This is a genomic window from Colwellia sp. C1TZA3 (genome assembly GCF_007954265.1).
Taxonomy (GTDB): Bacteria; Pseudomonadota; Gammaproteobacteria; order Enterobacterales; family Alteromonadaceae; genus Cognaticolwellia.
In genome coordinates this window covers 12,551-25,048 of sequence record NZ_VOLS01000040.1, presented here as the reverse complement: position 1 = coordinate 25,048, position 12,498 = coordinate 12,551, and the positions used below count along the sequence as shown (strand labels likewise).

The window sequence follows — 12,498 nt, the reverse complement described above, 5'->3', positions numbered from 1 at the left end:
TTGTCACCCTACTAGCGCCTGTTGAATTTTCGAGAACTAGCAAATCTCGATAGTTCAAACATCATACCGAGATTTGAACTATCTGCAAACTTTCTTAAGCTAAGATAATCTGACAAATTTATCAAGATCTGACATCTGTGCTTTCATTTTAAAATTAATCATTTACCATAGAAAATTATTTTCAATATTAACGAAATTTCCATGACAAATACTGATAGTTTTATCGATAAACGTCGATTTATAATTCGTTTAGGTAAAGCTTTACATAAATTCGGTACTCCAGCTTATCGATTAGAGGCGCATTTAGCCGATGTATCAAAAAGCTTAAATGTTTTTGGCTCTTTTGTTATTAGCCCAACATCGCTAACCTTTATTTTATCTGAAGATGACGAAAATCAAGATTACAATCATATTCTGCGTGTTGCGCCAGGTGATCTCGATTTAGGTTCATTGGCTCGTGCCGACGAATTAGTTGACGAACTCACCTCAGGTCAACGTACACTATCAGAAGCCATTGAACGATTAGATGAAATTGCCAACAAACCTAATCCTTACGGACGATTTTTAACCTTTCTAGCTTTTGGCGCTTCAAGTGGCGCTTTTGCCATGTTAATGCACACCAGTTGGAATGACGTTTTTTGGTCAACCTTACTGGGCTTTGTGGTTTGCTTATTTGCCTTTGGCGCAGAACGTTCGCGCCGTGTCACAGATATGTTAGAGCCCATTGCTGCGATGACTACCGCTATTTTAGCAACCGCGATTGCCTTAATAGATCCCAGCATTAATATCCCGCTGGTGGTTTTGTCGAGTATTATCGCGTTTATTCCGGGCTTGTCGTTAACTTTGGCTTTATCTGAGCTTGCCGCACGAAATTTGATCTCAGGTACCGCAAGGCTGATGGATGCCTTGATGATCTTATTTAAAATTTATTTTGGTGGTGTTTTAGGCATCGCGCTAGGGAAAATGCTCTGGGGTGAAATCGCTTTTATTCAACCACCTAGCACGCCTAATTGGACCTCATGGGCAGCGGTTACTACCTTATCAATTAGCTTAGTCATTTTATTTAAGTGTCGTAAAAAAGACGCACCTTGGGGGATTATTTCAGGCTATATTGCCTTTGGTGCGAGTATCATTGGCGCTGAATATTTAGGTGTTGCCCTTGGCGCTTTTGTTGGTGCCTTTGCACTAGGTATATACAGTAGTATTTTTTCACGTATTATGAATCTACCCTCAAGTATTGTTAAATTAATGGGCTTAGTTGTATTGGTACCAGGCAGTAAAGTGTATATTGGTTTAAGCAATGCGGTATCGGGACAAACGATGTTAAATGCCACTGACATTGGCTCACAAACCTTTCTAATTTTTATGTCATTAGTAGCTGGATTAATATTTGCTAATGTTGCATTTCCATCGAGAAAAGTCCTTTGATCACAAACAATAACGCTAGGCTGTTTAACTAATGGCAACCAAAACAAAATATCACCATGGTGATTTACGTAAGTCGTTAGTCATTACCGCAACAGAAATGGTGACAGAAGCCGGCATTGAAGGCTTGTCGTTACGTAAACTCGCCGAACGCATTGGTGTTTCGCGTACCGCCGCCTATCATCATTTTACTGATAAAAATGATTTATTATGTGCCATTGCTGAACAAGGTTTTGCACAATGGCACCAGCGCGTTAGTGAAATTTTTTCTGAAAAAAAACTATCCAATGAAGAGAAGTATCGTAATTTTGTCCATGCTTATATCGGCTTTGCTACGAGTAACCCCTCGTTATACGAGCTGATGTTTGGCCGGGCTATTTGGAAAGAAAATAATAGCACTGCAGCGTTAAAGAAAATTGCCTATGCAAGTTTTAACTACCAAGTTGAAATGACCAAGTTATGGCAAGAACAAGGCATTATTATCGAAGAAGAAAAAACCTTAAGGTTGGCACAAGTCACTTGGGCTACTTTGCATGGTATCGCGCGTTTGGTTATTGACGGCATCTACGCTCAAGAAAGCCAAATTGATGAAATGTGTGAATGTGCAGTTAACGTGTTTCTCGCGAGTACGCATAAACTTAATTCAAATAGTGAATTAGGCAACTTAGGAAAATTATAAGGTATTTATTTATGACAACCGCTGACCATCAGACAAAACTAGCTCAATTTGATGAGTTTTTTTCGATAAATTATGCTTTTAACATCAACGCTAGTGTTATCGAGCTAACACAGTTACCGAATTATCAGCAGTTTATTGAAAATATGCCGGCACCGTTTAAAATAGCGGCAGAAGTAAATACCGTCGATCAAAGCGCCCTGCGCGCGCTACAAGCCGTAACAGGTGTTGCTAGTAATTTATTGGATTACCTTAATCATCAAGCGAAAAAAATGGACCTACTGATAGGTTACATTCTTAGTCAACAAAACGATGTAAACACAGGATTTCAAGCAATTAAATTTGGTGGTGGTGGTATTATTTTTAAAGCCAATGCATCTAAAATCTTCAACACCGGTAACTTTCTTGAATTAAAATTATTTTTTGCTGATGAAAATACCGCGCTTTATTGTATTGGCGAAATCGTTAATAGTGAAATCATTGACAGCGAAAATCAATACAAGGTAATTTTTCATCATATTCGTGAAGAGGATCAAGAAGCATTAGTGCGACATAGTTTGCATCAGCAATCAAAACAGCTTCAAGCGCTAGCCCAACAGCGTAACCAAGCTAAAAACTCTTCAGCGTAAACGTCTTAAGAATTAACCTTATAGCTTATTTAGTTAACATCGCTAAACTTAGTTAGAGCTTGGTTAGAGCTTAAAACCTTGAAAAAAACCTTAGCTAAAAACGCTTGTTAATAATGAGTTTTGGCGCTTAACTTACTGTTTTGTTTTGTTCTGTTCTGATTATATTACTAAAAAAATAGCCTAATGATTTACTAAGCTATTGTTTGGCTATTATTGAGTTTATTGCTCGGTTATTCATCAGCTATTAATAAATATCAATCACTTAATGATAAATTCTAGCTGTTAACATTACTCAAGCCAATACGGTTCCATCGCAATAGCAGTAGCTTTCGTATTGTCTAATGCCAATAACAAGCCTTGTACTTTACTCTGCTGCCACTGCACAAGTTTTTTTGGTGGTTCGAAAAGTTTTTCTAATTGCAGCTGAATAATCCACAGTGACTGTAATTCGCTTATACCTTGTTGTAAGTCTAGCCAAGGCCGGCGAAATTTATCACGTAAATCATTATCAAACAGTCCAGCAAGCCAAGTACCCGTTAATGAACTGCGATACAGTAATTTACTTTGTGCAATATATTGCTGACAGTCTGAACTAGCCATGCTCTTCATCTTTGTACTAATTTCACTTAGGCTCAATTGAATTTTATCTTGAGCAAATTTAATCAACATATCATCGCCTGCTTTATTGACAATATTAGTATGCTGACTACGCGCTAAATAGCCTTGTAATATCGACAGTTGCAGTTGATTAAAACGGCTACTATGTAACAACTGGCAAATATCCCCACTATTAGGAAAGCGACGTTTTTCTATTTGCAGTTGGTCGATTAATTGCTTGCTAAAATCAAGTTTTTTACGGTAATTACCGGTTTTATTGGTCAGTTCTTGCAAGTGTATCGCGTTATCAACCCAAGCAAGTAAATGCAAAAAATGACTTAATTCGTCTCTGATCAGTAATTCATCTGGTGATAAGTAGTCTGCAAATAACCAAAAGCCATGACGAATGACTGCTAAGTTGGCTTTTACTTGCACTAATTCGTGCAAAGTTGGAGTCGCTAAATAAGCCTCAATACTATTTTGCAGCCGGGTAAGTCCGTGACTTAGTCCATCGGTGAAAGCGTTAGCAATTGAATCCTTACGATTATGGCAAATAAAACTTTGTTGTGGACCGGCTTCTACTACTGGCTCAGGTCGCCAAAGCGCATAACCTCGTGCCGCTTTACTTTTTAAGCCTGGACGCAGTGCTAGCTCTTTAAAAAGCAACGATGCTAAAGTAAATAATGCAGATTTATCACCCTGAACCAATTCAAATTCCAGCTCATGAATGCTCTCTTTTTGCTCCGCGCTAGCCACTTCGCCTTGATCGTAAGCCAGTTCAACCACATTGCCACTGACATCGGTAATTAACCAGGTACAACGTTTAAAATCAGTGTGGAATAAAACAACCAGCTCATGTTGAATAGTGTCAACCGATTGGCCTGGTTGCCAAATTTCATTTGGGAAAAGCCTTAAAATCGGCAGATCACTTTCAATATCAACATTGTATTCAGGGCGACTATGTAGACCACCTACAACCTGCCCTGCTGTTTTAATGGTTTGCTCGATATGACTATTGCTTCGGCGAACTCTCAAGCCCATATCATGTTGTCGCAAATTTAACTCTGGCGTATCAAAGTAGCAATTAGCGAGTTGCTTTTCTTGATAGCTAAAGTGAATATTTTCCCGATTAAGTGTTTGGGTTATTTTTTCTTTGGTATCATTGCCTAAAACTAAATATTTAAGCTCTATTTCGGTCGTCATACTTTTCCAATATTAGTTATAAATCAAGTTTATTAACTGCAGCAAGATTTTTTTTGTACAATCACAGCTAATAATAGTGTCAATCTTACATGATTCATAATTTATATCAAAAATCTTAAAAATCTAAGCGACTCCACTTGCTATCATTCCTGCAACGTCCTACTATCTTTGCCATTCTCTGTTTAAATGGCGCTATTGGTTATTTCATGATAAACATAAAACAAAAATTCGTTGCACTATTATTTTTTACTTCCTTATTCTCTTTTGCCGAGGAGTCTACTAACTCAACAACTACCGGTTATATTTCCGAAGATTTAATTGTTTATATGCATTCAGGTGCAGGTAAAAATTACCGTATACAAGGTACGGTAAACTCGGGTGAGAAAATACAATTAACCGGCAAATCTAATAATGATTACAGCGAGATCATTAGTGATAATGACCGTACTGGCTGGATTGAAAGTAAACTTGTCTCAACAAAGCCCGGCATGCGCTATGCTATTGCTGATCTTAATGAGAAATTAGCGAGTTTTCAATCAGGTAAAAGTGATGTTACTCAGCAACTCAACGATGCGATAAGCGAAATTGATACCTTGAAATCTGAACGTAGTGACTTACAAAACAGTATTTCAGCACTCAATATGGATTTATCAGAAACTAAATCACAATTGAAAAATCAAGATACTAGTATTAAAAAGCGATGGTTTTTTAATGGCGCAATCGTGTTGGGTATTGGTTTACTATTAGGTTTAATTTTACCACGTTTATTTTCAAAGCGTAAATCAAGCATGGAAAACTGGGGTTAATTTTTTCTTTATATTTTAAGACGTTATCCTATACATCAACCATAAAATTTAAGTTTATATTTTGAAATTATTTTTACCCCTACTTTTATTTATTTTAACCTCTACAACGTTGTTGGCACATGCCAATGGCGTTTCGCCTTATCTCCCTTTGAAAACAGATCCCCTGTTTGAATTAGAGCTAGAAAAACTTTCCACCGTTGCTAAGGTACCATTATTAACTAAACCTTATCATGCGGCGACTATTTATAGATATTTAGCAAAAGTCAAAGATAGTCACCCAGCATTATATCAACGCTTAAAAGCCTATATTAAACGTTATAAAAAAGCCCAAGCCGTTACCCATTTTTCGCTGCAACTTAATCATTCATTTAAAGATGACATGCTAGTGGCGAATCAACGTGGGTTAAATGTCGATGATGCTTACAAAATAACAACGAGTAGTTTTTGGCAAGTTAATGAACATCTGATTTTGAACGCTGGTGGCACCTTTTATGATGGTGAAGTAGTCCCTAACAATAGTTATATATCTTTTGGTTGGGATGTATTTCAAGTAGATGTTGGCTATCGAGAGCATTGGCTATCACCGACCCAAGAAGGTGCTTTACTTCTATCTACGCAAGCAAAGCCAGCACTTAACGTCACTATTAGTAATCCGGCACTATTAACCGATTGGAATATCAAATATGAGGTTTCGATAGCTATATTAGAAAAACAAAACGGAATTCAGTTCGATCGCGAAAAAGTACCTGTTTCAGGTAAACCTGCGCTAATGTCACTACACCTTAGTTTACAACCATTAGATTGGTGGACTATTGGTTTTAACCGCACATTAATGTTTGCTGGTGATGATGGTGATATCTCATTAAAAGATGTCTGGAATGGCATCAGTGATCCTGTTAATAGCGACAATTGTGGCGGGGGTGGCACCACATTACAAGATTGCTCTCAAGAGTTTGGTAATCAGCAAGCTGCAATTAGCAATAAATTTGATATTACTGCTTTTAATTTCCCCTTAAGCTTAACTTATGAATATGCTGGTGAAGATACCAAAGAACATAAAAACTACCAACTGGGCAATATCGCACAAAATTTTGGGCTTTTTATACCTTACTTGACTGAGTCTTTATCACTCAATGTAGAATACAGTAAATTTCATACCGAATGGTATGCTCACCATATCTATGGCGAAGGCTATGCCAATGATCAGATACAAATGGGCCACTGGTGGGGTAATTTAAAGGCCACAAATGACCTTGCTAGCGGTACAGCAACCAGTTTAAGATTAGATTGGCAAACACAAACCTTTGCACAAACGACACTGCTTTACCGTTCAGCTACAGTCGACTCATCTATTCTCGCTGATTATCAACGTTCTCATGAAATAGAGTTAAAGTTTAAAAAAATGGTTAAAAATGCCTTTATTAATTTAACCCTAAATTTTGGTGAAGATACCTTAGGTAAAAAATTTATTGCGACAAGTATTTCTTATATTTGGTAAAAAGTTAGAGCTGATATAAAGCATTCACTTATACAACTGGTTTTAAAGGATTAACTCACCAGCATTACGATTAGAATTTAAGAGAGATACTAATGCGAGTTTTTTTTGATATCCAGCACCTTTATTATGTGCCGCAATATTTGCCAGTAAAAGATGCATTAGAGGCTAAAAACATCCAATGTATTTTTATTTTATATCAACAAGAACATTTAAATAATATCTTAGAAGACTATGTAAAAACTCATGGCTTAGATTATTTATGGGTAAATAACAGAGAAGATGCTAAAAGAACTTATTTAGAGGCAAAACCTGATTGGATAATATTTGGCAATGCAACCAGTGAACTAGACGATATACATTCTTGTTCAAAAACGGCGTTAATGCAGCATGGTATTGGACCAAAATCATGCTATTACGACGCTTCTAACTCGCCAATAATGTATCGGTTTGTGGAAGGAAAGCACAGATTAAAAAGACTACAAGAGCTTTTTCCAGCTAAAGATTTTATTGATACTGGTTATGCAAAATTAGACCCTATTATCAATAATACTGACGAGCTAGTAACACTAAAAAGTTTGACTTTAGACCCAAACAAGAAAACCATTCTTTATGCGCCTACTTTTTATCCCAGTTCTATTGAATGTTTACCCAAAAATTTTCCTGAGCTTTTTAAAACATACAATCTTATTATCAAACCACACTTTTTTTCTTTGATCAAAAGTAGATATAAATCTCAGAAAAAAAAGTTAACACATTGGGGTAATTACGAAAATGTATATGTTTGTGATGTCAGTGACGTATCTATATTACCATTTATGCAACTCGCTTCATTAATGATAAGTGATGCATCTTCTACGTTATTTGAATTCACTGCGCTTAATAAACCTGCAATTTGGTGTGACTTTTATAAACTAAGGTGGTCTTATCGCGGCATATTTAAATTTAGATTTCATAATAGATTAGATAATGACTTAGCATATTTTGGACAAGTTGCAGAGCGAGTGATAAATGTGAAAGAACTGGTTCAACAAGTTGGTAGACATCTAAGCACACCACAATTAAAAGCAGCTGATCGGCTTAAAATGTCCGAATATTTAATCGGTAAAATAGATGGGAACTGCAGTGAACGAATTGCTGAATTTATTATAGGAAAAAACACATGAGAGTGATAACTTTTGGTACTTTTGATGTCTTTCATGTTGGTCATGTCAATATTTTAGAGCGTGCTAAACTGCATGGCTCTCATCTCATTGCAGGCGTATCTTCTGATGCGTTAAATATGGCAAAAAAATCAAGATATCCAATATATTCAGAAGATGATAGGCAGCATATCATTCGTTCATTACGTTGCGTGGATGAAGTGTTTCTTGAGCAATCTCTGGAATTAAAAGCTGAGTATATTAAATATTACAATGCCGACATTCTTGTGATGGGTGATGATTGGCAAGGTAAATTTGATCACTTGAAAGATATTTGTCAGGTTATTTATTTGCCTCGAACACCGTCTATTTCTACCACTGAAATTATCGAAGTAGTTAAAACAAAAAGATAAAGTAAAGCTTATGACACGCTATTTATTCTATATTACTGAAAACTATTCATTTGAAATTTTACGCCCATTACAACAAGAAATACAAAAAAGAGGTGATGAAATTAAGTGGTTTTTTTCAGGAAAAAAAGTCAATCTGCAAAACTTTTCTAGAGATGAAATTCTTTTAAGCTCAGTAAAAGAGGCTGTAGATTATAATCCTGCAGCCTGCTTTATACCCGGAAATCTTATTCCAAACTTTATTCCAGGTTTAAAAGTACAGGTTTTTCATGGGCTTGAGTGGAAGAAAAAAGGACACTTTCAAATCCGTGGTTTTTTTGACTTATATTGCACACACGGTAAATCAACCACTTTACGCTTTAAATCACTGGCTGAAAAGTATGGTTATTTTGATGTTATAGAAACAGGTTGGCCAAAAGTTGACCCCTTATTTAGTATTGCCCCAACGCAGTATTTTGCATCTGATAAAGCTATTATTTTATACGCACCAACATTCTCACCAAAATTAACATCTGCAGCTGATTTATTTTATGAAATTAAAGTCTTGTCTCAATCAAATAAATATAATTGGTTAGTGAAGTTTCATCCTAAGATGGATAAAGTCTGGTTAAAACAATATCAAGCCCTTAATAATGATAGCTTTAAAGTAGTTAACTCTTCTAATGTTAATGAGCTGTTTCAAAGTGCTGATATTTTAATATCGGATACATCCTCAGTAATAGGTGAATTTGCCTTATTGGGCAAGCCAATAATAACTTACAAAAACGCACAACCCGGTGCTTATTTGATCGACATAGAAAATCCGCTAGCATTATCTTCAGCAATCGCGGAAGCATTATCGCCATCAAAGTTATTGAAGCAGGCGATAAAAGAATACTGCCATGAGCTTCATCCCTATAGCGATGGAAAATCCTCTTGCCGAATAATGGACGCAGTCGAAAGTATCCTAAAAAATGGCAAACAAGCGAAAAAGCGTAAGCCCCTGAATCTATTTAGAGGCTTGAAGCTTAGAAATAAACTAAATTATTGGCACATATAATATAACGTTTGAATTAACTTCAGTGCCAGTCAATTAAAGATCGATATTAATATTTTTATTGACAATAGCCAAAGAAATGCGCTATTAATAAGATATAACTATTTATTAAATCAACATAACTAAGCAAAAACATTGATGAAACATTTTACTAACATCATTCTGATTAACCTCCTCCTCGCATTATCGATGCGCGGCTAGGTTTTATTGCTTTAAAAAATAAGTAGATAATATAATAAAACACTAGACCCGCGCTAACAAACGCGGGTTTTTTTATGCTCGTTATTTAGCGTAAATCTTCACAAAAAATCAGGAAAACACATGGGCATTTCTAACGATAACGTTATTATTTTTGACACTACATTACGTGATGGTGAACAAGCTTTAAACGCCAGCTTATCAGTACATGAAAAATTACAAATAGCACATGCGATTGAACGCTTAGGCGTTGATATTATGGAAGTAGGTTTTCCAGTCTCGTCACCGGGTGATTTTCAGTCAGTGCAAGCGATAGCGCGCAGCGTAAAAAACTCTCGAGTTTGTGCGCTAGCCCGCGCGGTAGAAGCCGATATTAAAGCTTGTGCTGAGGCCTTAAAACCAGCTGATCAATTTCGTATTCATACCTTTATTTCTACTTCTGATGTACATGTGCAACAGAAGTTGAAAAAAAGCTTTGCTGATGTTCAAGCGATGGCGATACATGCGATTAAATATGCACGTCAATTTACCGATGATGTCGAGTTCTCTTGTGAAGATGCCGGCAGAACCCCTATCGACAATTTGTGCCGTATGGTTGAACAAGCCATTATAGCCGGCGCCACCACCGTCAATATTCCTGATACCGTAGGTTATACTTTACCTAATGAATTTGGCGGTATCATAGAAACATTGTTTAATCGTGTGCCTAATATTGATCAAGCGGTTATCTCTGTGCATTGTCATAATGATTTAGGCTTAGCCGTAGCTAACTCGATGTCAGCTGTGCAAGCAGGTGCTCGACAAATTGAATGTACCATTAATGGCATCGGTGAGCGTGCCGGTAATTGCTCACTTGAAGAAGTCGCTATGATCATGAAAACCCGCCAAGAATTATTAGGGGTACATACGCGCATCAATCATCAAGAAATTGCCCGCACGTCTAAGTTAGTTAGCCAGCTTTGTAATATGCCGGTACAACTAAATAAAGCCATTGTTGGTGGTAATGCTTTTAGCCATTCATCGGGTATCCACCAAGACGGCATGCTAAAAGCCAGTAACACCTATGAGATTATGACACCAGAAAGTGTCGGCATCAGCAAAACCAAGTTGAACTTAACCTCGCGCAGCGGCCGACATGTGATTAAACATCGCATGGAAAGCTTAGGTTATCAAGAATCTGATTATGAAATAGAGACACTTTATGCTGACTTTTTAGCCTTAGCGGATAAAAAAGGCCAAGTATTCGATGATGACTTAGAAGCGTTACTTTTTAATATTCAGCAGCAAGACCAGCAAGACTTTTATCGTTTACAAACCTTAAATGTACAAAGTGGTGGTAGTGATTTTTCTACCTCAAGCATTAAACTTGCCATAGGTGACGAAAATAAAATTATTTCAGCAACCGGTAATGGCCCTGTTGATGCACTGTATCGAGCCATTAAAAAAGCTATAGATATTGACTTTGAAGTTAGCGACTACAAAATTTCAAATAAAGGTGAAGGTGAAGACGGTTTAGGTAAGGCTGACATTGTGGTGTCATGGCAAGGTAGAAACTTTCATGGCTACGGCTTAGATACCGATGTAATTAAAGCGTCAGGTAATGCCTTAGTGAATGCACTTAATGGCATTCACCGTGCAATCACCATAGCCGAGCTAAAAACTGGACTAAAATCTGAGTTCAAAAAAGAGGCTGCTATTGATGGCCAACGCCAAGTTTAGTTAAAAATTATATTCATTTATTAAGTATATTTACGGGTTTAAAAACACTATGTCAAAGATTGCAATATTAGCCGGTGACGGTATTGGACCAGAAGTTATGGCCCAAGCAGAAAAAGTTTTAACAACAGTTGCCAAGCAGTATAATTTTGAAATAAGCACTCACCATTATGACGTAGGTGGCTGCGCTATCGACAACCATGGTCAAGCATTACCAGAAAGCACCATTAAAGGCTGTGAACAAGCTGACGCCATTTTATTTGGCTCAGTTGGCGGTCCTAAATGGAGTGACTTACCCCCCACTGAACAACCAGAAAGAGCTTCTTTGCTTGGTTTACGAGGTCATTTTGGCTTGTTTTGTAATATGCGCCCTGCACAACTGCAAAGCGCCATGTCACATCTTTCACCTTTGCGCGCTGATATTTCACAAGCCGGTTTTGATATTTTAGTGATACGAGAATTAACTGGTGGTATCTACTTTGGCGAACCTAAAGGTCGTAAAAATCAAGGCCAAGCAGATGAAGCCGCTTTTGATACGATGATTTATTCTCGAAAAGAAATCAGCCGCATCGCACACCTTGCTTTTCAATCAGCTCAGAAGCGTCGTAACAAGGTTATATCTATCGATAAGGCCAACGTATTAGCATCGTCTCAATTATGGCGAGAAGTGGTCATTGAAGTGGCAGAAGACTACCCTGGTGTCGCAGTTGAACATATGTATGTTGATAATGCCGCCATGCAATTAGTGCGTAACCCTGCGCAATTTGACGTAATGCTATGTTCTAACTTGTTTGGCGATATTTTATCTGACATTTGCGCCATGATAACCGGCTCGATGGGGCTATTACCTTCAGCCAGTTTAAATGAGCAAGGCTTTGGTATGTATGAGCCCGCTGGTGGCACAGCGCCAGACATCGCAGGCAAAGGCATTGCTAACCCTATTGCGCAAATTCTTTCAGCAGCCTTAATGTTACGTCATAGCTTAAATCAGCCAGAAGCGGCTAGCGCTATTGAAACCGCCGTGGCAGAGGCATTAAACGCGGGTAACTTTACTGGCGATTTATTAAGTGCCGAGCAACGCCATAACGCTAAGTCTACTAACGAAATGGGCGATATTATCTGTCAATATATCGTTAACAACCAAAAAACTTCAGGAGCACACTAG

The 12,498-nt window shown here is 37.4% G+C and carries 11 protein-coding genes; 10 read left to right on the top strand and 1 reads right to left on the bottom strand.

The genetic code is table 11. The features are described from left to right. Positions 1-201 precede the first annotated feature (201 nt). From ESZ39_RS12230 to ESZ39_RS12220, 3 genes are read left to right on the top strand one after another with little or no spacing between them, the layout of a single operon-like run. Positions 202-1,428, top strand: a complete 1,227-nt coding sequence (locus tag ESZ39_RS12230; protein WP_146880183.1) for a threonine/serine exporter ThrE family protein — start codon at positions 202-204, stop codon at positions 1,426-1,428. Positions 1,429-1,459: 31 nt separating this feature from the next. After that, entirely contained in the window at positions 1,460-2,104 is a 645-nt protein-coding gene (locus tag ESZ39_RS12225; RefSeq protein ID WP_146880182.1) for a TetR/AcrR family transcriptional regulator, read from the top strand. An 11-nt stretch (positions 2,105-2,115) separates the two neighbouring features. Next, on the top strand, positions 2,116-2,730 hold the full coding sequence (locus ESZ39_RS12220) for a PilZ domain-containing protein (protein ID WP_146880181.1): 615 nt from the start codon (positions 2,116-2,118) through the stop codon (positions 2,728-2,730). A gap of 288 nt (positions 2,731-3,018) precedes the next feature. On the opposite strand, the gene ESZ39_RS12215 is transcribed toward ESZ39_RS12220, so the two are convergent. Continuing rightward, on the bottom strand, positions 3,019-4,530 hold the full coding sequence (locus tag ESZ39_RS12215; RefSeq protein WP_146880180.1) for a CYTH and CHAD domain-containing protein: 1,512 nt from the start codon (positions 4,528-4,530) through the stop codon (positions 3,019-3,021). 206 nt (positions 4,531-4,736) lie between these two features. On the opposite strand from ESZ39_RS12215, the gene ESZ39_RS12210 reads away from it, so the two are divergent. The 7 genes from ESZ39_RS12210 to leuB all read left to right on the top strand — a co-directional run bounded on the left by ESZ39_RS12210 (position 4,737) and on the right by leuB (position 12,498). Beyond that, positions 4,737-5,336 (top strand): TIGR04211 family SH3 domain-containing protein, encoded by a 600-nt coding sequence (locus tag ESZ39_RS12210; RefSeq protein ID WP_146880179.1) that lies wholly within the window; start codon positions 4,737-4,739, stop codon positions 5,334-5,336. Positions 5,337-5,397: 61 nt separating this feature from the next. Next, entirely contained in the window at positions 5,398-6,834 is a 1,437-nt protein-coding gene (locus ESZ39_RS12205; protein ID WP_191321776.1) for a capsule assembly Wzi family protein, read from the top strand. Positions 6,835-6,926: 92 nt separating this feature from the next. Continuing rightward, positions 6,927-7,997, top strand: a complete 1,071-nt coding sequence (locus ESZ39_RS12200) for a CDP-glycerol glycerophosphotransferase family protein (RefSeq protein WP_146880177.1) — start codon at positions 6,927-6,929, stop codon at positions 7,995-7,997. Next, the gene (locus ESZ39_RS12195) at positions 7,994-8,386 is read left to right on the top strand and encodes an adenylyltransferase/cytidyltransferase family protein (RefSeq protein WP_146880176.1); all 393 of its coding nucleotides are present in this window, start codon (positions 7,994-7,996) and stop codon (positions 8,384-8,386) included. The genes ESZ39_RS12200 and ESZ39_RS12195 overlap by 4 nt, the downstream gene beginning before the upstream one ends. A 10-nt stretch (positions 8,387-8,396) precedes the next feature. Beyond that, entirely contained in the window at positions 8,397-9,422 is a 1,026-nt protein-coding gene (locus tag ESZ39_RS12190) for a CDP-glycerol glycerophosphotransferase family protein (protein ID WP_146880175.1), read from the top strand. Positions 9,423-9,740: 318 nt separating this feature from the next. Next, complete coding sequence (gene leuA / locus ESZ39_RS12185) at positions 9,741-11,336, top strand: 2-isopropylmalate synthase (RefSeq protein WP_146880174.1); 1,596 nt, start codon at positions 9,741-9,743, stop codon at positions 11,334-11,336. Positions 11,337-11,385: 49 nt separating this feature from the next. After that, a complete protein-coding gene (gene leuB, locus ESZ39_RS12180) occupies positions 11,386-12,498 on the top strand; it encodes a 3-isopropylmalate dehydrogenase (protein WP_146880173.1) in 1,113 nt (370 codons plus the stop codon).

What these genes read in the sequence shown, in the direction of transcription:
- ESZ39_RS12230 (WP_146880183.1), top strand. Translation starts at nt 202, where the DNA reads ATGACAAATACTGATAGTTTTATCGATAAACGTCGATTTATAATTCGT.
- ESZ39_RS12225 (WP_146880182.1), top strand. Translation starts at nt 1,460, where the DNA reads ATGGCAACCAAAACAAAATATCACCATGGTGATTTACGTAAGTCGTTA.
- ESZ39_RS12220 (WP_146880181.1), top strand. Translation starts at nt 2,116, where the DNA reads ATGACAACCGCTGACCATCAGACAAAACTAGCTCAATTTGATGAGTTT.
- ESZ39_RS12215 (WP_146880180.1), bottom strand. Translation starts at nt 4,530, where the DNA reads ATGACGACCGAAATAGAGCTTAAATATTTAGTTTTAGGCAATGATACC.
- ESZ39_RS12210 (WP_146880179.1), top strand. Translation starts at nt 4,737, where the DNA reads ATGATAAACATAAAACAAAAATTCGTTGCACTATTATTTTTTACTTCC.
- ESZ39_RS12200 (WP_146880177.1), top strand. Translation starts at nt 6,927, where the DNA reads ATGCGAGTTTTTTTTGATATCCAGCACCTTTATTATGTGCCGCAATAT.
- ESZ39_RS12195 (WP_146880176.1), top strand. Translation starts at nt 7,994, where the DNA reads ATGAGAGTGATAACTTTTGGTACTTTTGATGTCTTTCATGTTGGTCAT.
- ESZ39_RS12190 (WP_146880175.1), top strand. Translation starts at nt 8,397, where the DNA reads ATGACACGCTATTTATTCTATATTACTGAAAACTATTCATTTGAAATT.
- leuA (WP_146880174.1), top strand. Translation starts at nt 9,741, where the DNA reads ATGGGCATTTCTAACGATAACGTTATTATTTTTGACACTACATTACGT.
- leuB (WP_146880173.1), top strand. Translation starts at nt 11,386, where the DNA reads ATGTCAAAGATTGCAATATTAGCCGGTGACGGTATTGGACCAGAAGTT.